This is a genomic window from Lysinibacillus louembei (genome assembly GCF_033880585.1).
Taxonomy (GTDB): domain Bacteria; phylum Bacillota; class Bacilli; order Bacillales_A; family Planococcaceae; genus Metasolibacillus; species Metasolibacillus louembei.
In genome coordinates, this window is the sequence record NZ_CP137624.1 from 1,478,219 (window position 1) to 1,499,441 (window position 21,223).

General features: G+C 38.1%; 22 protein-coding genes. 13 read left to right on the forward strand and 9 right to left on the reverse strand.

Features of this window, described 5'->3' with window-relative positions:
- The first annotated feature begins 53 nt into the window (after nucleotides 1-53).
- The 6 genes from R6U77_RS07330 (at nucleotide 54) to R6U77_RS07355 (ending at nucleotide 4,890) form a co-directional block, all read left to right on the forward strand.
- Nucleotides 54-1,004: an ABC transporter permease gene (locus R6U77_RS07330; protein WP_293929362.1), complete on the forward strand. Its 951-nt coding sequence runs from the start codon at nucleotides 54-56 to the stop codon at nucleotides 1,002-1,004.
- Complete coding sequence (locus R6U77_RS07335; RefSeq protein ID WP_319837989.1) at nucleotides 997-1,950, forward strand: iron chelate uptake ABC transporter family permease subunit; 954 nt, start codon at nucleotides 997-999, stop codon at nucleotides 1,948-1,950. Before R6U77_RS07330 ends, R6U77_RS07335 begins: the two co-directional genes overlap by 8 nt.
- Nucleotides 1,947-2,708: an iron ABC transporter ATP-binding protein gene (locus tag R6U77_RS07340; RefSeq protein ID WP_293929366.1), complete on the forward strand. Its 762-nt coding sequence runs from the start codon at nucleotides 1,947-1,949 to the stop codon at nucleotides 2,706-2,708. The genes R6U77_RS07335 and R6U77_RS07340 overlap by 4 nt, the downstream gene beginning before the upstream one ends.
- Nucleotides 2,709-2,728: 20 nt before the next feature.
- A complete protein-coding gene (locus R6U77_RS07345; protein WP_319837990.1) occupies nucleotides 2,729-3,745 on the forward strand; it encodes a siderophore ABC transporter substrate-binding protein in 1,017 nt (338 codons plus the stop codon).
- Between the two features lies 1 nt (nucleotide 3,746).
- Nucleotides 3,747-4,061: an antibiotic biosynthesis monooxygenase family protein gene (locus tag R6U77_RS07350; RefSeq protein WP_319837991.1), complete on the forward strand. Its 315-nt coding sequence runs from the start codon at nucleotides 3,747-3,749 to the stop codon at nucleotides 4,059-4,061.
- 88 nt (nucleotides 4,062-4,149) lie between these two features.
- A complete protein-coding gene (locus R6U77_RS07355) occupies nucleotides 4,150-4,890 on the forward strand; it encodes an alpha/beta hydrolase (protein ID WP_319837992.1) in 741 nt (246 codons plus the stop codon).
- Nucleotides 4,891-5,047: 157 nt separating this feature from the next.
- On the opposite strand, the gene fumC is transcribed toward R6U77_RS07355, so the two are convergent.
- The 4 genes from fumC to R6U77_RS07375 are packed head-to-tail and all read right to left on the reverse strand — an operon-like array spanning nucleotide 5,048 to nucleotide 9,277.
- Nucleotides 5,048-6,439 carry a class II fumarate hydratase gene (gene fumC / locus R6U77_RS07360; RefSeq protein ID WP_319837993.1) on the reverse strand — a complete coding sequence of 464 codons (1,392 nt, stop codon included), beginning with the start codon at nucleotides 6,437-6,439 and terminating at the stop codon, nucleotides 5,048-5,050.
- Between the two features lie 52 nt (nucleotides 6,440-6,491).
- The gene (locus R6U77_RS07365) at nucleotides 6,492-7,502 is read right to left on the reverse strand and encodes an ABC transporter substrate-binding protein (protein ID WP_319837994.1); all 1,011 of its coding nucleotides are present in this window, start codon (nucleotides 7,500-7,502) and stop codon (nucleotides 6,492-6,494) included.
- On the reverse strand, nucleotides 7,499-8,272 hold the full coding sequence (locus tag R6U77_RS07370) for an ABC transporter ATP-binding protein (protein WP_319837995.1): 774 nt from the start codon (nucleotides 8,270-8,272) through the stop codon (nucleotides 7,499-7,501). The genes R6U77_RS07365 and R6U77_RS07370 overlap by 4 nt, the downstream gene beginning before the upstream one ends.
- 3 nt (nucleotides 8,273-8,275) lie before the next feature.
- Nucleotides 8,276-9,277 carry a FecCD family ABC transporter permease gene (locus R6U77_RS07375; protein ID WP_293929413.1) on the reverse strand — a complete coding sequence of 334 codons (1,002 nt, stop codon included), beginning with the start codon at nucleotides 9,275-9,277 and terminating at the stop codon, nucleotides 8,276-8,278.
- A 339-nt stretch (nucleotides 9,278-9,616) separates the two neighbouring features.
- Between R6U77_RS07375 and R6U77_RS07380 the strand changes: the two genes are divergently transcribed.
- From R6U77_RS07380 to zupT, 3 genes are all read left to right on the forward strand, one after another.
- The gene (locus R6U77_RS07380) at nucleotides 9,617-9,928 is read left to right on the forward strand and encodes an antibiotic biosynthesis monooxygenase family protein (protein ID WP_319837996.1); all 312 of its coding nucleotides are present in this window, start codon (nucleotides 9,617-9,619) and stop codon (nucleotides 9,926-9,928) included.
- Nucleotides 9,929-10,537, forward strand: coding sequence for a phosphatase PAP2 family protein (locus tag R6U77_RS07385; protein WP_319837997.1), 609 nt, complete (start codon nucleotides 9,929-9,931; stop codon nucleotides 10,535-10,537).
- A gap of 127 nt (nucleotides 10,538-10,664) precedes the next feature.
- Nucleotides 10,665-11,480: a zinc transporter ZupT gene (gene zupT, locus R6U77_RS07390; protein WP_293929384.1), complete on the forward strand. Its 816-nt coding sequence runs from the start codon at nucleotides 10,665-10,667 to the stop codon at nucleotides 11,478-11,480.
- A 50-nt stretch (nucleotides 11,481-11,530) separates the two neighbouring features.
- Here zupT and R6U77_RS07395 read toward each other — a convergent pair whose 3' ends face one another.
- From R6U77_RS07395 to thrC, 4 genes are all read right to left on the reverse strand, one after another.
- On the reverse strand, nucleotides 11,531-13,582 hold the full coding sequence (locus R6U77_RS07395) for a catalase (protein WP_319837998.1): 2,052 nt from the start codon (nucleotides 13,580-13,582) through the stop codon (nucleotides 11,531-11,533).
- A 147-nt stretch (nucleotides 13,583-13,729) separates the two neighbouring features.
- On the reverse strand, nucleotides 13,730-14,374 hold the full coding sequence (locus R6U77_RS07400) for an NAD(P)-dependent oxidoreductase (protein WP_319837999.1): 645 nt from the start codon (nucleotides 14,372-14,374) through the stop codon (nucleotides 13,730-13,732).
- Nucleotides 14,375-14,504: 130 nt separating this feature from the next.
- Nucleotides 14,505-15,398 (reverse strand): homoserine kinase, encoded by an 894-nt coding sequence (gene thrB / locus R6U77_RS07405; protein ID WP_319838000.1) that lies wholly within the window; start codon nucleotides 15,396-15,398, stop codon nucleotides 14,505-14,507.
- Nucleotides 15,395-16,447: a threonine synthase gene (gene thrC, locus R6U77_RS07410; protein ID WP_319838001.1), complete on the reverse strand. Its 1,053-nt coding sequence runs from the start codon at nucleotides 16,445-16,447 to the stop codon at nucleotides 15,395-15,397. The genes thrB and thrC overlap by 4 nt, the downstream gene beginning before the upstream one ends.
- A gap of 186 nt (nucleotides 16,448-16,633) precedes the next feature.
- On the opposite strand from thrC, the gene R6U77_RS07415 reads away from it, so the two are divergent.
- From R6U77_RS07415 to R6U77_RS07430, 4 genes are all read left to right on the forward strand, one after another.
- Complete coding sequence (locus R6U77_RS07415; RefSeq protein WP_293929394.1) at nucleotides 16,634-17,860, forward strand: MFS transporter; 1,227 nt, start codon at nucleotides 16,634-16,636, stop codon at nucleotides 17,858-17,860.
- A gap of 116 nt (nucleotides 17,861-17,976) precedes the next feature.
- The gene (locus R6U77_RS07420) at nucleotides 17,977-18,492 is read left to right on the forward strand and encodes a sigma-70 family RNA polymerase sigma factor (RefSeq protein WP_319838002.1); all 516 of its coding nucleotides are present in this window, start codon (nucleotides 17,977-17,979) and stop codon (nucleotides 18,490-18,492) included.
- A complete protein-coding gene (locus R6U77_RS07425; protein WP_319838003.1) occupies nucleotides 18,476-19,753 on the forward strand; it encodes a DUF4179 domain-containing protein in 1,278 nt (425 codons plus the stop codon). The genes R6U77_RS07420 and R6U77_RS07425 overlap by 17 nt, the downstream gene beginning before the upstream one ends.
- 181 nt (nucleotides 19,754-19,934) lie before the next feature.
- Entirely contained in the window at nucleotides 19,935-20,171 is a 237-nt protein-coding gene (locus R6U77_RS07430) for a MurR/RpiR family transcriptional regulator (RefSeq protein ID WP_319838004.1), read from the forward strand.
- Between the two features lie 156 nt (nucleotides 20,172-20,327).
- Here the strand turns inward: R6U77_RS07430 and R6U77_RS07435 are convergent, their stop codons facing one another.
- Complete coding sequence (locus R6U77_RS07435; protein ID WP_293929401.1) at nucleotides 20,328-21,128, reverse strand: GNAT family N-acetyltransferase; 801 nt, start codon at nucleotides 21,126-21,128, stop codon at nucleotides 20,328-20,330.
- Nucleotides 21,129-21,223 lie beyond the last annotated feature (95 nt).

The following is a 21,223-nucleotide window of genomic DNA, read 5'->3' on the forward strand; positions in this document are numbered from 1 at the left end:
GTCTTGATTCAGAGGAATTGAGATAAACAATAATAAATCTACCGGGGATTGTTATGAAAATAAGATATCTTTTAACTGCAACAATTGTTTTATCAATTCTGTCACTTTTTATTGGGGTTATCAATATTAAGCCGACTGATTTGCTTGATTTCCAATCTGAGGAAACAAGGTTATTCCTTATAAGCCGTGTACCTAGACTTGTCGCTATTTTGCTAGCAGGCGCAGGGATGAGTATTGCTGGTTTAATTATGCAAAGCTTAAGTCGCAATAAATTCGTGTCACCAACAACAGCAGGTACACTTGATGCGACAAAATTAGGCGTGCTAGTTTCGATGATGATATTTACAAGCGCAAGCTATTTACAAAAAATATCGCTTGCTTTCATATTTGCATTAGCTGGAACGCTGCTATTTATGCAAATACTAAACCGCATTAAATTCAAAGATGCGATTTTCATTCCATTGATCGGCTTAATGTTTGGTAATATTTTATCTTCTATTACGACATTCTTTGCGTACAAAGCAAATATTATACAAAATATGTCAGCTTGGCTACAGGGGAATTTTGCATTAATTATGAAAGGTCGTTATGAGCTTTTATACATAAGTGTACCAGTGCTTATATTAGCATACATTTATGCTAACCGCTTTACTGTTGCGGGTATGGGAGAGGACTTTGCAAAAAATTTAGGTCTATCCTATAAATTTGTTGTGAATTTAGGCTTAGTGCTAGTAGCTCTTATTTCAACAACAGTAGTGCTAACTGTCGGCATGATTCCATTCCTTGGATTAATTATTCCGAACATGGTCTCTTTATTTAAAGGAGATAATTTAGCGAAAACATTACCGCATACGGCATTGCTTGGGATGTCATTCTTATTAATATGCGATATTTTAGGACGCGTTATTATTTATCCTTATGAAATACCGATTAGCATGACAGTCGGTGTGATTGGCAGTGCCATCTTCCTAATCATGTTGTTTAGGGGGAGAGCATATGCGTAATCGTACGAAAATGTTGGTGTTATTGGGCTTAGCGATTATAAGTGTGGCACTTTACGTTTTTTATCAACTAAATGGAAATTATCATTATGCATTTCCACGCCGCCTTGTGAAAGTATCTGCTATGGCATTAACAGGTGTTGCCATTGCCTATTCGACTGTTGTCTTCCAAACAATTACACATAATCGTATTTTAACACCGAGTGTAATGGGGCTTGATGCACTTTATATGATGGTGCAAACAATCATTTTTTTCCTTTTTGGCTCTGTTTCAATTTTTGTGTTAAATGCGTATGTTAACTTTTTGACAGCAACAGCAGCAATGATTTTATTTGCAATGATTTTCTATCGCTTGCTATTTAAAGAAGGTAAGCGCCCAATTTATTTTTTATTATTAGTAGGGATGATTGTTGGTACATTTTTAGGTAGTGTCACAACATTCATGCAAGTATTGATTGACCCTAATGAGTTTTTAAACTTACAAAGCAAAATGTTTGCTAGCTTTAATAATGTCAATACGAATTTAGTTTGGCTAGCAGGTATTGTTATTTTGTTAACATTTATTTATGGCTGGCGTCATATGAGACAGCTTGATGTTATGTCTCTTGGACGCGATACAGCGATTAACTTAGGTGTGCCGTATGATAAGCTTGTCCAACGTATGTTGATTATTTCTTCTATATTAATTGCTGTTTCAACTGCGCTTGTTGGACCTATCACTTTCTTCGGTTTAATCGTAGCGAATTTGTCTTATCAATACTTTAAAACGTATAAACATTCTATATTAATTGTAGGCTCTTGTTTAATGAGCGTTGTTGCTTTAGTTGGTGGACAGTTTGTCGTAGAGCGAATTTTTAGCTTTACAACAACATTGAGTGTGATTATAAACTTTATAGGTGGCGTATACTTTATCTACCTATTATTAAAGGAAAGTAGGTCTGCAGCATGATTCAAGTAAAGGAAATTACGAAATACTTTGGGAAGAAGCCAGTTGTGCAAGATGTCAGCATCGATATCGCACCACGTAAGATTACATCATTTATCGGTCCTAATGGTGCAGGTAAATCAACCCTTTTATCAATGGTAAGCCGTTTAATGAATGCTGATACTGGCGAAGTATTACTTGATAAATCAGATGTACGTCGTTGGAAATCAGAGGAATTTGCAAAGCGTGTATCCATTTTAAAGCAGTCTAATTTTATGAATGTTCGCTTAACGATTCGTGAACTAGTAGGCTTTGGCCGTTTTCCATATTCAAAAGGGCATTTAAAGCCTGAGGATGAAGTGAAAATTGATGAAGCGATTGAATACATGAATTTAGCTGATATTCAGCATAATTATTTAGATGAATTATCTGGCGGTCAACGCCAACGTGCCTTCATCGCAATGGTTATTGCACAGGACACAGAGTACATTTTATTAGACGAACCTTTAAACAATTTGGATATGAAACACTCTGTACAAATAATGAAAATTTTGCGTAAGCTTGTAGATGAATTAGGGAAAACGGTTATTATTGTTCTACATGATATTAACTTTGCTTCAGTTTACTCAGACTATATCGTCGCATTAAAAGATGGGCGAGTTGTCAAAAATGGTCCAACACAGGACATTATTAATTCAATTGCATTAAAAGAAATTTATGATATGGACATCCCCGTTCAAGAACAGAATGGTTGTCGCATTTGCGTATATTTTAATTCATAAAAATGGAGGAATATTTCAAAATGAAAAACTGGAAATTACTTACTTTGTTAATGGCTATGATGCTGTTAGTATTAGCAGCTTGTGGTTCAAAGGATAAAGAAGAAGGAACAACTTCAACAGAAGGCGAAGGTCAACAAGAGGAAAATAAAACTGAAGAAGCAGCATATTCAGTAACAATCCCAGGTAGCACAATCGAAGGTCGTGATGGTAACACAGTATTTGAAGAAGTAACACTTGATAAAAAACCAGAAAAAGTAGTTGTATTTGACAATGGTTTCCTTGATACTTTAGATGCTTTAGGTGTAGAAGTAACAGCAGTAGTTCAAGGTTCTATGCCAGCATATTTAAGCAAATTTGAAGACTCTAAATATGAAAATGCAGGTACTTTATTCGAGCCAGATTATGAAAAATTATCTTCAATTCAACCAGATATCATTTTCATCTCTGGTCGTGCAGCAGCAGCATACGCAGAGCTTTCTAAAATTGCACCAACTGTTTATGTAGGTGTTGATAACAAAAACTTCTTAGAGTCATTTAAAGCGAATGTTGAATTAGCAGGTAAAATTTTTGACAAAGAACAAGAAGCAGCAGATGCATTTGCTGCATATCAAGCAAAAGTAGATGAAGTAAAAGCTGCAACAGGTGCTTCTGAAGAAAAAGCATTAGTTGTTTTAGGTAGCGAAGGTGCGTTATCTGCATATGGTAGCGGTTCACGTTTTGGCGTAGTACATGATGTATTTGGTGCAAAACAAGCTGATGACAAGATCGAAGCTTCAACACATGGTATGGAAGCATCATTTGAATATGTACTTGATGTAAACCCAGATATTTTATTTGTAGTTGACCGTGATGCAGTTGTAAATGAAAACGGCGAATCAGGTACAAAAGGTGCAATCGAAAATGAAATCGTTAGTGGTACTAATGCTGTGAAAAACGGCAAAGTATTCTACTTAAATCCAGAAACTTGGTACTTATCAGGTGGCGGTTTACAATCAGAAACTTCAAAAGCTGAAGATGTGTTAAAGGCATATAAATAATATGTTTGTACAAATCAAACGTATCGTAGTCACTGAAGGAAATTCAGAAAAGATTGTAGAACGCTTTGGTTCAAAGCCAGGAGAGCCTTCTCTATTAGAGAGACAGCCAGGCTTTTTGGATAAACAAGTATTAGTAAAAAAGGTTCGCCGTGGTGATGAAGAAGTGCTAGTCATGGTTCGTTGGGAATCAGAGGAAGCATGGAAAAACTGGGAGAAAAGCCCTGAGCACATCGCTGGTCATAAAGCGAGTGCTGGTCAGCCTAAACCAGAGTTCGTTATTGAAAGTGGACAAGAAGTATATTATGTAAAAGGTTAAAAATGTGCGTTCGAAAGGAATTTCGAGCGCCTTTTTTGTAGGCGAAAATCATGCTTCGTCCATAATCATAAGGAAAAGGGGAGTTCAGATGAATTTTGATATAACATCAGCACATACAAATTATACGTATCATATTAATGTTTATGTACCAGAGGTGGATATGCCAGAGGAAGGATTTTCGGTTGTTTACGTATTGGATGGCTCTTCATATTTTCATTTTGTAAAAGAAATTGTTCGTTTACAAAGTATCAATGCAGCAAAAACGGAAGTGTTTCCTTCGATTATCGTTGGAGTTGGTCATGGTGAGGATATGCGAATGCGTCGGTTTTATGATTTTACTGCACCAGCAGAAACCTATGTTTATCCAGAGAAATTTAGAGGAGCATTTGATGGGCAGCATGGTGGTGCAGCGGACTTCAGCCGTTTTTTAGAGGAAGAATTGAAGCCAATTATTCAAGCGGATTATCCAGTAAATAAAAGCAAAGAAATATTGTTTGGACATTCATTAGGAGGCTATTTCACACTTTGGCAATTGTTTAATGCACCAGCTAGCTATTATAAATACATTGCGATTAGCCCATCTATTTGGTGGAATGAGCATGAATTATTCCGATATGCAGATGCATTTTTAGCAAAATATAGCGAGCTACCAGCTAAATTATTTACAGGTGCTGGTGGTCTGGAAGAGTTTATGGTCGATGATGCACAGAAGATGGCACAGCAATTAAGCGCAGTAATGGATACGGCATTTTATGTTGCTCCGGATGAAAATCACGGATCGGTTGTGCCAACGATTATGAGTCGTGCCTTACGCTTTGTGAATAATTAAAAAAACGCTTGAAATCAAAGTAGCAAACTTGATTTCAAGCGTTTTTGTTTTTGCATGCGAAATGGAGCTTTTAATGTGCGAAAAGCGCATTTGAATGTGCGGATTTAGACTCTTTGCGCGAAATACTACTTCTTACGTACGATTCGTTACCTTTAGCCTATTTCACATTCGGATAGATCATCGTTTTCGGGTCGACATATTGCTCAAATTGTTCCTCTGTTAATAAGCCGGTTGCAATCGCAGCCGCCTTTAATGTCGTGCCTTCCTTATGAGCTTTTTTCGCAATTTTCGCAGCGTTTTCATAGCCGATATAAGGATTTAATGCTGTTACGAGCATTAGTGAGTTTTCTAAATTATGTTGCAGTACCTCTAAGTTTGGATCAATGCCTTCTGCGCAATGATTGTTAAAGGATTTCATTGCATCTGCTAGTAGCTGCGTAGATTGCAGGAAGTTATATAAAATAACTGGTTTAAAGACGTTTAACTCAAAATTCCCTTGTGAGGCAGCAAAGGCGATTGTTGCGTCATTGCCAACAACTTGTGTGACAACCATTGTTAATGCCTCACTTTGTGTTGGATTGACTTTACCAGGCATAATCGATGAGCCAGGCTCGTTTTCTGGAATCGTAATTTCTCCAATACCTGAGCGAGGTCCACTTGCTAGCCAGCGTACATCGTTGGCGATTTTCATTAAATCGACAGCTAGTGCCTTTAATGCGCCATGTGCAACAACAGCCTCGTCATGGCTTGTTAATGCATGAAATTTATTCGGTGCTGATATGAACGCTTTATTCGTTAATTGGCTAATTTCTGCTGCTACACGTTCGCCGAATTCAGGGTGTGCATTAATTCCTGTACCAACAGCTGTACCGCCAATTGCTAGCTCTTTCATATATTCAATATTGTGCTGAATCATGCGTTCAGATTTCTCAAGCATGGCAACCCAGCCGCTGATTTCTTGACCTAGTGTTAAAGGTGTAGCATCTTGTAAATGTGTACGTCCAATTTTAATGATGTCTTTAAATTGCTCTGCTTTATTTGCAAATGTCTCCTTTAAAAGACGTAAGCGAGGTAATAAATAATCCTCTACCTTCAAGACAGCTGCGATATGCAATGCTGTAGGAAACGTGTCATTCGAGCTTTGCGATTTATTGACATCGTCATTTGGATGGATAATAGCTCCTTCGCCAACTTCTTGCAAAATCTGGTTTGCTCGGTTAGCAATCACTTCATTGACATTCATATTTGTTTGTGTACCACTACCTGTTTGCCATACAACAAGAGGGAATTGGTCATCCCATTGCCCATATAAAATTTCGTCAGCTACTTGTCGAATCATTTGAGCTTTTACAGGAGAGAGCTTACCTAGCTGCTCGTTGACAATCGCCGCGCTTTTTTTCAAAATCGTCATAGCCTGAATAAGCTCAATCGGCATTTGCTCTGAGCCAATTTGGAAGTTCTCCTTGCTGCGCTGTGTTTGTGCACCCCATAATTTATTAGCAGGTACTTTAATTTCACCCATTGTATCCTTTTCAATACGGTATTCCATTTGAAAACCACTCCTTTATCATTAGTTTTCCCTATTATTTTAGGGGGAAACATTATTTAAATAATTCAGGGTACATTTCTTTCGCTAATATTTCCATCCCGTCGATTGTGTTGTAGCCATAGCCGAATAAATAGTTATAATCAACGATATAAATTTCCTTGTTTTTAATTGCTTTCATACTTGATAGCTTAGGGTTTTCATAAATTGCATCGCGTACATGGGATAAGTCTGAGCCATCAAAGTTCGGTAAAATTAATACATCTGGGTCTGTAGAAATGAGCGTTTCAAGACTTACGTCACCAGTTACATCTTTAAATACATTATCTAGCTTTACCATATTAAAAGCGTCATGGAAAAATGATTCCCCATGTGCTGACCAAACATATAAGTCCTTAGGGTCATTTGTATGCAAGTAGGCAAATGTTTTATTTTCTGTAATGCTCTCTAAACCTCTTGCAATGGCCTCTTCTTTTGCTTTTAATTCATCAATAAAACTTTGTGCTTTATCTTGTACGCTGAAAATATGGCCAAGATTTTCAATGTCCTTATAAACAGAGTCGTATGTACCACCTGTGACAGACGATTCTAATACATATGTTTTCACGCCCATTTCATTTAATGAGTCAACTGTACCAACGCCCCAATCGGCATTGTCAAACAGTCCACCTCGACCATATACTAAATCAGGGTTTGTACCAAGGGTTACCTCTTTACCAACATATTCAGAGCTTAAAATTGGCAGTTTTGCATAGTCTTCAGCAACTGTAGGATCTGGTGCTCCGAAATCTGCGCCAACCCCAACGATTTTATCGCCAAGTCCTAAATGTAGCAATAGCTCCGCAGCAGGGCGTGTATTCGCCATAATACGTTCTGGTGCTTTATCAAATACTTGCTCCTTCTTTGTCCACTCACTTCCACCTTCAGCCTTTGCGAAGTTTTCGATTGTTAGAGGATAATGTGCTTCACTTGCTTTTTCCTCTGTTTTCTTATCTGATGAATTGCCGCAAGCTGCTAGCAATAGCATTGTCGCTAAACCGATACCAAGTAATGTTTTCTTTTTCATAATGATCCTCCTAAACCATAAGCAAATCCTAATCCGTTTGTCACAGGATTGATGTACGTTTGGCATTTTATTTGATATAAAGCTTCAATTGTAGCTGGTGTTAATACTTCAGTTGGTGTACCATGTGCATAGATTTCACCATCTTTGACTGCATATATGTAATCGCAGTAATGTGCAGCCATTTCTAAATCGTGAAGGGCAGCAAGCACGCCGATATTTAATTCCTTTACACAGGATAGTATTTCGATTTGATAACGAATATCTAGGTGATTCGTCGGTTCGTCTAAAATCATAAATTTAGGCTGTTGGGCAATTGTTCGTGCTAAAATGACACGCTGCTTTTCACCACCTGATAAGGACAGGAAGCTGCGCTCTTTATAGGATTGCAAATTTGTACGTGCCAATGCCTCTTCTACAATTTCATAATCTTTCCCCGTATCCGATTCGAGCATTTTTTTATGTGGTGTTCTACCTAACATAACCATTTGGTGGACAGATAAATCGAAGTGCATTTCATTAAATTGTCCAACGACACCCAGCTGCTGTGAAACCTTTTTTTCAGGTGATTTCAACACATTTAAATCATCTAAAAAAACAGATCCTTGCTTTGGCATCAAGCTTTTATAAATGCTTTTTAGCAAGGTAGACTTCCCGCAGCCATTTGGACCAATTAAGCCGACAAATTGCTTCTTTTTCACGATGACAGAGACGTTTTTGACAATGTCCTTTTTTCCAAATGTAACGGCAATGTTTTGTGCTGTTAGTTCCATCGTTTACCCTCCAAAGTTGTAGCCTTTTTTAATAATCATATAAATGAACAGTGGCGAACCAATAACAGATGTAATAATACCGATTGGCAATTCTACATTGGCAATAAGCGTTCTTGATAGGATGTCTGCCCAAATCATAAACAGACCACCTAATAGCAATGTGCCAAGCATGAGTCGCTTATGGTCAGCACCGAAAATACCACGTGCGATATGTGGAATAATTAAACCGACAAAGCCAATCATTCCTGCATAAGCAACCATTGTTCCTGTAACAAGCGCTGTTAGCACCATATACAGCTTGCGGAAAATACTTAAATTAATGCCTAGCGTAATTGCTGATTCATCGCCTAGCAGCATCGTATTTAAAATGCGATGTTGGAACAGGAAGAAAATTGCGCCAAGCACAACGACGATAATTAAAATCGGCGTTTTCTCCCAGCTAGCAGAAGCTAAGCTGCCCATAGACCAAAAGGTAACAGTTTTAATTCCTTCTGCATTATTGGCAAAAAAGATAATCAAGCTAGAGAAGGAGCCACAAAGAGCGCCGATCACTACCCCTGATAAGACCAGTTTGACAGATGTTGCTTTGCCACCAATGCTTGATAATAGCAAAACAGCCATCGAGGTCAGCATAGCCCCTGTAAATGCACCAAATGCTACACCAAATTGAGCGAGTAGTGCATTGCTACCAAATCCAACAAGTATCGCAAAGGTAGCTCCTAAAGAAGCGCCTGAAGAAATTCCAAGTATGTATGGGTCAGCAAGTGGATTTTGCACAACTGCTTGCATAACAACGCCACATAAGGCAAGACCAATACCGATAAGTAAAGCAAAAATAATACGTGGCATTCTCACTTGCAAAATGATATTTAAATAGGATTCATTTTCTATATGCTCAAGTGAGCCGAGCTTGCCGTTAGTGATGGTATGCAAAAGTATGTCCATCGATTGCCTAAATGGGATACTCACTTGCCCGATAGATACAGAATACACAGCGGATAGCATAATGGCGCAAATTAATAGCAAAATAATTAAATAGTAGAGTTTGTTCGTTCTTGACGATTTTATAGCTTGTGTATCCAAAGGAAAATTCACCTCATTTTTTATTGATAATGATTATCATTATCGACTAATCCATTCTAATCTATATTTTTTGAAAAAACAATGCTGATTTTTCATATCCGATAAAAAATATTTCTCACGACATTGAAAAACGTTGAAACATCTTATATTTCTTATCATAATAAGTGAGGGGAGTGACAGAAGACAGCTTAACAGTATATGTTAATGTATATAGTGCGATTTCTATGCAATATACAATGGCTTTGAAAGGGAGATATGCACATGTTTGTTCAAATGAAATACTTTATTGTCAAGGTAGGTCATTCATATAAAGTAATCGATTGCTTTGTGCGCAAGTATGGCGAAGGACCATCGATTATGGAACAACAGCAAGGTTTTTTAAATAAAGAATTGTATGTGAAAAAAGTGGATACAAATAGTGAAGAGGTTGTTGTACTAATTTATTGGGAATCTGAGGCACATTGGAAAAATTATGATAATTGTATCTCATCAAATGAACAACTACAATTTGCACAATTGGACTATATTCTTGAATGTTGTTATACAAACTTTCAAGTTAAAGGAGAAGTATAGATGAAAAAATGGATTTATAGCTTGGCTGTTATTACATTAGGTTTATTTATAATGCTACGTTTCAGCTATGAAACGCCGACATTCATGTCTTTTGATGAAAATTTAGCAAAATTACTTGGTGGTAATGAACTCATTATTTTTTTCCATTATATCGGTGAGCCTATTTTCGTTGTAATCGTAGCGCTAATCCTTGTTTTTTGGCAATGGAGAAAGGGGAATTATCGTGCGATTGTCTTTGTATTATTGACGATTGCAGCAGGCAATGTACTTAATCAATTATTAAAAAAATGGATTGAGCGTCCCCGCCCAGATATTGCAGATCAATTATTATCTTTTAGTTTTCCATCAGGGCATTCAATGACAGGGGCATTGTATTTATTAACAATCGCTTATTTGTTATCAGAGGGGCTAGGACGTAGCAAAAAAGCATTGCTTGTTTGGCTTGTTGCTATCATTTTAATATGCTTTATCGGCTTATCGCGCATTGCGGAAAGTCGCCATTTTGCTACAGATGTCTTGGCAGGATGGAGCGTTGGCTATACTTGGTTTGTTGTATGTATGATGTGGTATGAGCGTGGTAAGAAGAGAGCTGTTGAGAAAATAGGTTAAGCCTATTTTCTCAACGGCTTTTTGAATGTTGGGCTATTACATAAAATATTTCCTAATAAAATAAAGTTGTCTAAAGGAAACTTGTTGCGTATAATACGATTAAGCTAGTTAAAGAGAGGAAATAATTATGGATGATAATGTATTATTAGCACTCGGTTTAACACTTTTTGCAGGTTTGGCAACGGGTGTAGGTAGTTTAATAGCATTCTTTACCTCAAGAACCAATACAAAATTTTTATCTGGTGCACTTGGTTTTTCAGCAGGTGTTATGATTTATGTATCGCTTGTTGAAATTTTTGTAAAGGCAAAAGATTCATTAACGCATGCGCTCGGTGAAACGAACGGTTATTGGATGACGCTTGCAGGCTTTTTCGGAGGAATGATTTTTATCGCATTAATTGATAAATTTATTCCGAATAAAAATAATCCACATGAAGTGCGTACTGTTGAAGATGTAAATGCAGTGGAAGGAAAGCCATTAGCGGATGCAGATAAACTCATGAAAATGGGGACATTTACAGCATTAGCAATAGCGATTCATAACTTTCCAGAAGGTATCGCCACATTTATGTCTGCATTGCAAGATCCGAATTTAGGGATTGCGATTGCCATAGCAGTTGCAATTCATAATATTCCAGAAGGAATTGCTGTTGCTGTACCAATTTTCTTCGCAACAGGTATTCGTATGAAAGCTTTTCGCTTATCGCTGCTATCTGGTTTAGCAGAGCCTGTTGGGGCATTTGTTGCTTATTTAATTTTAATGCCATTTTTAAATGATGTAATGTTCGGTGTCGTATTTGCCGGTGTAGCAGGTATTATGGTATTTATTTCACTAGATGAGCTATTGCCAGCAGCAAAAAAATATGATGAAACACATATATCTATTTATGGTTTAGTGGCCGGTATGGCTGTGATGGCGATTAGCTTAGTAATGTTAGCATGATAAAAAGTCGATTTGCACCAAATATTTTGGTAGCAATCGACTTTTTGTATTCAAATATAAATATCTCGATCCCAAAAGCGTTGCTTTGCGATATTTTGGATAAATTGCTGTGAGAAATTTGGATTTGCTGTAGCAAAAAGAATACCGTCACTTGCTTTTGCCCGCGTTGCATTGAAAAATGGCACTCCTGTTGTGGCAATCCCGATCGGCTTATAGTTTTGATAAACTTGGCGAATGAAGGCAGTCATATCGCTATTAAATTTTGCCTGATTTGCTGACGTGCCACCAACGACATATAATGCATCATATAAAACAGGAGAAGTCGTTAAAAACGTAGCATCTACTTCAAACGTTTGCCCATTTACAGCTTTTACAGACTCAAATGTTTCTGCAATCATTTGATAGCGCACACCATAACGTTTAAATTCCTTAGTAACCTGCTCTAGCTCTTGGGCATTAAATTGATTACCAATAATAATCGCTACACTTAAAGTTTGCGGAACGAATACGGTATTTTGCTGGCTTAGTGCAGGAGAGGATGCTGTGACATCAACTTGTTGATTTGTTGGTTTATTTACTGCAAGACGTTCAGCGAGCGTTGTGGCTAGTGAATAATCGATATGTGCAAGCATATCAACGACTTGCTGCCGAACACTATGGCTCTCGACTTTCCCTACCTCAAAGGAAAAGGCATCTAAAATATGCTGTTTTTCTACAGGTGACATACTATTCCAAAAAAGTCGTGCTTGTGAGAAGAAATCATCAAACGACTTGCTGCGTCCTTGAATAACACGTCCTTCTACCTTTTCAGGATAATGCACATAGCCACCTTCTGCTGCAGTGCTTGTAGCAGGTGTATTGTTCGCTAAAGAATTTTTATGATAGCTTACTTTACCAGTATTAATCATTTGGCGGCTGAAGCCATTGCGTTGGTTATTGTGAAAAGGGCAAAGTGGACGGTTAATCGGTATTTCCGTAAAGTTAGGACCACCTAAACGCAATAGCTGGGTATCTAAATAAGAAAATAGCCGTCCTTGCAGCAATGGGTCATTTGAAAAATCAATGCCCGTTACGACATTACCTGGATGAAAGGCTACTTGTTCAGTTTCTGCAAAAACATTATCGACATTGCGATTTAAAGTGAGCTTGCCGATTGTTTTGACAGGAATGAGCTCCTCAGGCCAAACCTTTGTAGCATCTAATAGATCGAAATCATATTTAAATTCATCTGCTGGATCAATCATTTGCACACCAAATTCATATTCAGGATAAAAGCCTGCTTCAATGGCCTCCCATAAATCACGACGCTGAAAATCAGGGTCTGCACCACCGATTTTTTGCGCCTCATCCCATATGAGTGAGTGTACACCAAGCACAGGCTTCCAATGGAATTTAACGAATTTACTTTGCCCCGACGCATTTACGAAGCGAAAGGTATTCACACCGAAGCCTTCCATCATACGGTAATTTTTAGGAATAGCTCTATCAGACATCAGCCACATAATCATATGGGCTGTTTCTTGATTATTCGCAACGAAATCCCAAAACGTATCATGGGCAGAGGAAGCTTGTGGTATTTCGTTGTGTGGCTCCGGCTTGACTGCATGGATAATATCAGGGAATTTAATAGCATCTTGAATAAAGAAAACGGGAATATTATTGCCAACTAAATCGAAAATTCCTTCTTCCGTATAAAATTTCACCGCAAAGCCACGGACATCACGTGCTGTATCGTTAGAGCCTGAGCTCCCAACAACATTCGAAAAACGCACAAAAACAGGCGTTTTTGTGCCCGCCTTTTGTAAGAAATGAGCTCTTGTAAACTCGGACATTGATTCGTATAGCTCAAATTCACCATGGGCAGCATAGCCGCGTGCATGTACGACCCTTTCAGGGATACGCTCATGGTCAAAATGTGTAATTTTTTCACGAAAATGAAAATCCTCCATCAAAGTAGGTCCACGCAAGCCCGCCTTTAAAGATTCCTCATCATTGGATATTCGCACTCGCTGATTCGTTGTCATCTTCGTGCCATCATTATTTACTTTGTATTCATTCAATTGCTGTAGTTTTTTATTTTCGTTATCATGATTATCCTTCATAAAACCCCTCCTTCATAATGCTTTGTACAGCTTATGAGTTTCCTAGGGGAGTTATGAGGGTGCCTGGCACACAAACAATTCTGAAAATTAGATACAATTTACATAGAAAAACCTAAGTCATGTTGGAGCATAACTTAGGTTAGTATATTAGCTAGCAGATGTGGTATTTTCAGAAGCTACAGTAAAAGCTTCGTTAATATGCTTGGCATTTTCAATTTCATCAATTACGGCTACCGCAAAGTCAGCTTGGCTAATGTAGCTATTAAGCTGTGAATTTGTTAGTAAATAATCATGTCCAGTAATGTAGTGACCTGTGCGTGGACCTTCTGCATCAAACATCAGCGCAGGACAAATAAAAGTCCATGCGATAGAGGATTGCTGTAGGTGTTGTAGATTTTGTAGCTGATATTTAGCCGCAGCCGTTAATTGCGCAGGGTAATCCTCGCTATCGAGTAAACGTATAATTTTATCTTTATTTGTAAATAAGCAGCCTGAGCTACCGATATCGATTAAGCGTGTTTGTATTGGTTGTAAAATAGATATTAAATGCTTGCCTGCGTCTACATATAAGTGCTCCTCACCACTTTTTGGAGCAAAGGCATTGACGATACAATCGAATTTTTCTATATCTGATGTTGTTAAATGAAATAAATCCTTTTCAAGAGTTTGGACATCATCTTTTAATGTCGCTTGATTACGCACAATCGCGGTTGTATCATACTCTCTCATTGTAGATTCTCTTAATATATTACTACCTGCTTGTCCAGCAGCTCCAATAACTGCGATTTTCATGAACATTTCCCCTTTCGTCAATCGAGTGTTAGTACTATACCCGCTTTGCTGAAAAAGTATGCACAACATAAAATAAATCTCAAAAAGCGTGAAATAAAAAAGGAGCGTATCCGAAGATCGCTCCTGTTGCTTATAGTGGTGTTACAACAATTCCATGACAATCAGCATTCGTTAATACAATGCGATGTGAAGGAAATTGTTTTTGCATACTAACAACGAATTCATCAGCACTTGACTTGGGGATAATCGAAATCAATGTTGGACCAGCACCGCTTAATGCGGTCCCATATGCACCAGCCTGCTTGGCAGCTTGGCGAATTTCGGCATAGCTAGGAATTAACTGTGCGCGGAAAGGCTCATGAAATAAATCAGATTCCATATAGCGACCGATACGCTCATAATCTTTCGCAATTAAAGCAGCGGCAAGCATATTAGCTGTAGCGCTCGCTTTAACTGCATATGGCCGCTCTAGCTGTGCAGGGAGAACGCCACGCGCCTCGGCAGTTTTCAGCTCTACATCAGGAATGAAAAGCACAAAGGCCGCATCTACATCTTGTACATGAATTGTATCGACAATGCCATTCTCTGTCATAGAAGAAATCGTCAGGCCACCTAAAACAGATGCTGTTGCATTGTCAGGATGTCCCTCTATTTGTGATGAAATATTGAGCTTGTCTTGTACAGATAGCTGTAAATCACATAATAAATTTGCTAGCTCGATGCCTGCCACAATAGCGGCAGCACTGCTCCCAACACCACGTGCCAAAGGAAGCTCGCTTGTCATAACGACATGACAGCCTGGCAGTGCTTGTTGATAACGCTCTGCAACTTGTTTCGCAATTTGATAAATTAAGTGATTTTCGACTGTTGTGTCTGCTGGGACATGTTCACCTTGATGAACAAATTCCCATTCAGTTTGAGGTGTTGCCTCTAATGTTAAATAAAGTGACAAACCGAGCCCAATTGAATCAAAGCCGGGCCCGAGGTTTGCTGTACTGCCAGGAACTTTTATTTGCCAGCTCATAGAACGCCCTCAATATATTTACGAATTTCTTCTTCATCGTTTTTCAACGACACTAAATCCACCGTTGACACGCCCATTGCCGTATCTGGATCTTTTAAGCCATTACCAGTGAACACCGTTACGACTTGGCTACCTTGTGGAATAAGCCCGGCTTTCACGGATTTAATGACACCTGCAAGTGAAGCGGCTGAACCTGGCTCAACGAAGACGCCTTCCTTGCCTGCGATTAATTTATAAGCAGCTAAAATTTCCTCATCTGTTACAGAATCAATGATGCCACCTGATTCATCACGTGCAGCTTCTGCTAATTTCCAGCTAGCGGGGTTACCGATACGGATTGCTGTCGCCACTGTTTCAGGGTTTGCGATTGGCTCGCCCTTGACGATTGCGGCAGCACCTTCTGCCTCAAAGCCAAACATTTTTGGTAAGCCGGATTGTTTTGCTTCATTATAATCTTTAAAGCCTTTCCAATAAGCAGAAATATTGCCTGCGTTACCGACAGGAATACATAAGAAGTCTGGTGCTTTACCTAGTGAGTCAACAATTTCAAAAGAAGCTGTTTTTTGCCCTTCGATACGGTATGGATTGACGGAGTTTACAAGTGCAACAGGCGTTGTTTCGCTAATGCGACGAACGATATTTAAGGCATCGTCAAAGTTGCCATCAATTTCAATAATTTTTGCACCATACATTGTTGCTTGCGCTAATTTCCCTAATGCTACTTTTCCTTTTGGGATGACAACAATCGATTGAATACCTGCACGTGTTGCGTAAGCAGCAGCTGCAGCAGATGTGTTGCCTGTAGAAGCACAAATAACGCATTGTGCACCATCCTCAATCGCCTTTGCTACTGCAAATACCATGCCGCGATCTTTAAAGGAGCCTGTTGGATTTGCGCCTTCAATTTTTCCGTATAGCTCAATACCTAGCTCCTTAGATAAATTTACTAAATGTACTAATGGTGTATTTCCTTCATTTAAAGTTAAAGCTGGTGTATTTTCAGTAACGGGCAAATATTGTTTATATTCTTCAATTAAACCTTTCCACATAACGAAATAGCTCCTTTTGTTCTTTCTGAATGAACAGTTGTTTTTGTATACAAGACATTGTAAACCTCTAGCCTACTTATTTCAATAGTAAAACAACAATTTAATTTAAACAATATTGTCACAATTAAAAAATAGGTGTATAGTATACATGCTTATACAAGTGTAAAGACAGGTGGTTGTATTCATATGATAAAACAGCAAAATGGGCAAATTTCACGCAATAAATTGCTAGGTGTAGCAGGTATTGGATGGATGTTTGATGCGATGGATGTTGGCATTCTATCCTTTGTTATTGCTGCACTTGCAATAGATTGGGGTTTAAACCCATCGCAAATGGGGTGGATTGGTAGTGTCAACTCTATTGGGATGGCTGTAGGGGCATTAGTTTTCGGTGTACTTGCAGATAAAATAGGTCGTAAAAAAGTGTTTATGTGGACGCTCATTTTATTTTCTATTGCGAGCGGTTTATCTGCATTCACAACAACGCTAGCGCTATTTTTAATTTTCCGCTTTTTCGTTGGAATGGGGCTTGGTGGAGAGCTACCAGTTGCTTCAACGCTCGTTTCGGAAAGTGTGGAAACGAAGGAACGTGGTCGCGTTGTCGTTTTATTAGAAAGTTTTTGGGCTGCGGGCTGGCTTATTGCTGCAATTATTTCGTACTTTGTCATTCCAGCAACGTTTTGGCCGATTGAAGGATGGCGTGTCGCTTTAATTTTAACAGCCTTACCAGCATTTTATGCAATTTATATTCGCATGAAGCTGCCAGATTCTCCGCAATTCGTGGCGAAAGCAGAGGCGAAAAAGCGCTCCGTTATGCAAAATATTGCGGAGGTATGGTCAAAACCATATGCACGTTCAACATTGATGCTATGGGTGCTTTGGTTTGCAGTAGTATTTTCATACTACGGGATGTTTTTATGGCTACCGAGCGTAATGGTTGGGAAAGGCTTCGATTTAATTTCTAGCTTTAAATATGTGTTAATTATGACATTGGCACAATTGCCAGGTTACTTTACAGCAGCTTGGTTTATTGAAAAGCTCGGTCGCAAATTTGTACTCGTTACATATTTAATTGGTACAGCGGCAAGTGCTTATGTTTTTGGCAACGCAGAATCTGTCACAATTTTGCTTATTTCTGGTATGCTGCTATCATTCTTTAATTTAGGGGCATGGGGTGCGCTTTATGCATACACCCCAGAGCAATATCCTGCGATTATTCGTGGAACAGGTGCAGGTATGGCTGCAGCAGTAGGGCGTATAGGTGGCATTTTCGGACCGTTGCTTGTCGGTACATTAGTTGCAAAAGGCTATGCGATTGGCTCGGTATTTGCGATTTTCTGTGTAGCAATTTTAATCGGTGTAGCAGCCGTATTATTTTTAGGGAAAGAAACGAAGCAAGTAGAATTAGACTAAAATAGTAGATGCATTAACTATCTGAAAAGGTAAAATCTTTTCAGATAGTTTTTTTTTGAAACGAAACCGACGCCTTGTTCATCTAACAAGTAGATATAAAAAGGATGTGAATACAATTGCTAAAAAAAGCACAGAAAGGAAATGGCGCTGCATTTTTACAGCTAGTACAAGATGAAAAGGTCAAGCTATATAAAATGGCGTACATTTATATGAAAAATGAAAATGATGCGTTAGATGTTGTACAGGAAACAGTGACAAAAGCTTATGCTAGCATCAATAGCGTGAAAGAACAGCAATATTTTTCTACATGGTTAATGAAAATTTTAATTAATACAGCGTTAGAGCATTTACGGAAAAATAGCAAGATTGTCTTAATGCATGAGGAGCAGAAGGAGCAAGGAAAAACCTATAATCATGATGAACGCATCGACTTATTACATGCAATTGGACAGCTAGATGAGAAATATAAAACGGTCATTTTACTGAAATATTATCAGGATTTATCAACAAAGGAAATCGCAGAGCTGCTTGATTATCCAGAAGGAACTGTTAAAACAAATGTGCACCGTGGCTTGCAACAGCTGAAAAAGAGTTTAAATAAAGGAGGGAACCTATATGGAGAACAATATTAAAAAGGTCATTGATGAAATGGATGTGCCGATGCAAAAGCTGGATGAGGCAATCAATAAAGGAATCATTGCCCCTAAGAAAAAAAGGAAAAACAAGCTGATTATAGGATTACTATCATCTGTTGCAGCTGTTTCTCTCGTATTAGGGTCAGGCTTTGTGTCACCAACAGTTGGCAATGCGCTTGCGAAAATACCATTTATGGGCTTTGTTTATAAAATTGAGGAGCAGGATAAAGGTTTGCATAAAGCATTGTCAGATAGCAATGCTATTAAATTAAATAAGACGGTGACGAGCAAAGGCATTTCCGTTACTTTTGAAGAAATTGTCTATGATGGCGCACGTCTCCATGTGATTTATTCAATGCCTGAATATCGAGAAATAGGTAAAATGGAGATGTTCGTAAATGGTGAATGGCTGAATACAGGAGGAAGTATAACTTCTTTGCAGGAGGAAGAGGGCTCATATCGCGCTTTATACGGTTTTCGCTTTGAGGAGGAATTGCCAGAGGCATTTGATTTAACATTAAAAATAGACTCGATTGATGGCATAGTAGGGGATTGGACGTTTGAAACACCAATCAAGAAAGTACAAAATAAGCATCGTATATTGCAGGCTGGGCAAAGGGGCATGATGAACGGAATTGCCTTTGAAGTAAAAAGTGCTCAAACTTCAACTACTTCTACAAAGCTGCAAGTAGAATTTACAGGGCCAATCAGAGAGAAAATTGGTTTTCCAATCGGCTGGTCTATATCTGAAACGATTACAGATCAAAATGGCGTTCCATTAAAAATACTAGAAAAGGTAGGCGGAGGAAAAACAGATAATGATTTGACATGGACATATATGTTAGAGCCACTTGCATCAGATATAACAGAACTGCGTTTATATTATTATGCTGGACCGAAAATAGATGCGGTGTTTGAGGATGTCATTGTGCCATTATCCAACGAGTTACCTCAAAAAATTGAGTTGGGAGATATGGGGGATATTGTAATTACGCATGTTGAGCAGGTTGGGGATGAAGCAGTTTTAACATTTTTAATTGATAGTGATTTTCCATTTAACAGAAACCTAGGATTGCTTCCTTTTACAATAGCTCTGGAAGATGGCGAAAGAATTATGACAGAGGGAGTACAGGCAATCGGGCGCAATGAATATCAATTAAAATATAAAACAAATGTAGGTCAGCCCTTCATTAAAACAATTCTGTTACCGAAGCTAACAATTGAACCGACAGCACAGGTAGTTATTCCAATTAAATAGAATTTATTTGCGGGAGCTATGGGAAATTGCCATTGTTCATGGCATCTTTCTTTATAAATTTGACAAAAAAAGCACAAATAACAGAGTTTTCAGAAAAGTGTTGAATGTCATGATATTTCATGTTAATGTATGTTCAAGTTCAGGCAGTTGAGAATAGATGAGAAAGGATAGAGAGTAGAGTATGAGTATTTGTGAGAGCATTAAAAGAAGATTTATTCGATTATCAAAAGGGCAGCGACGCGTTGCGCAATTTGTGTTGAATGACCCGAGCATTGTGACAACAAAGATTGCCTCTGAGGTTGGTCGAATAGCGGGAGTAAGTGAGTCGACTGTCCATCGTTTTTGCTATGCAATGGACTTTGCTGGTTATAGTGAACTACAAAAAAGAATGAAAGAGGACTTAGCTTATCATAAATAAGCTGCTTGTAAAAAAGGTGGTATTTGAAAAGTCGATTTATACTGAATTTCTCAGTGCAAATCGACTTTTTTCTGTGAAGGAGGCATCTCCCAATAATTTTTTAGAAAATTCCTGTTTTTAATGCCACTTTGCGGATAAAACGATTACATTTGTAAATTAACGAACTAGCTTACTATAAATAAATTCATCATAATACTCATTGTCAATTTTTACTGAATGTACTTTTTTTCCTTCGACTGTAAAGCCATGTTTTTCAAAGAGGGAAATAGCTTTTGTGTTATGAGCCATAATGATTGCTTCCAGTCTTTCAATGTCGTTTTGTTGTGACCATTTGATGCTACTTTCTACTAGTGCAGTACCGATACCGTTGTTAGCATATTTTTTTAACACGCCGATACGTATTGTAGCACCATGCTGTAAGCGTTGCTCCTTATAGCCAGTAATACGAGAATAGCCTGCAAATTCCCCATTAACGATACATAAAAGTATTGTTTGCTGTTTAAACTTGCGCCACTCGGCCATCTGTTTGCGAATAATTTGTACTGTTAAATGTTGTACATTAGGTTCATAATATTCAAATTCTGATTGGGCATAAATTTGTTCCTGTAGACGAATAAATGAGCGAGCATCCTCTGTTTCAATTGGTCTAATAATTGAAGTTTGTGTATTTTCATCTGCATCATTTTCATCGATTCCTGTTTGCTTTAAACGAGAGAATGTTACGGATTGACCTAGCTGAACATCCATTACATGATAATTGGCATTGAACCAAGATTGGTAATGTGTCAAGGGAGGCTTAGTTTTTTTCCACCAGCTCAAGTTCAAGTAAGCTGCATTTGGCAACGCTTGCCCCATAATATTTTCAATTGCTTCATATGTTAATGTAATTTCACTTTGCGTTGCATTCTGAAAGAACTCAGCTAATGGAATATACTTCTTTTCCATTTTTTTAGACATTGCTATCCTCATTTCTATGACTGAATTTATTGTGCATACGGTTATTTTAACATATTAGTCAAAAAAATAATATTTAATGTTTAGTTTTTTTGTAT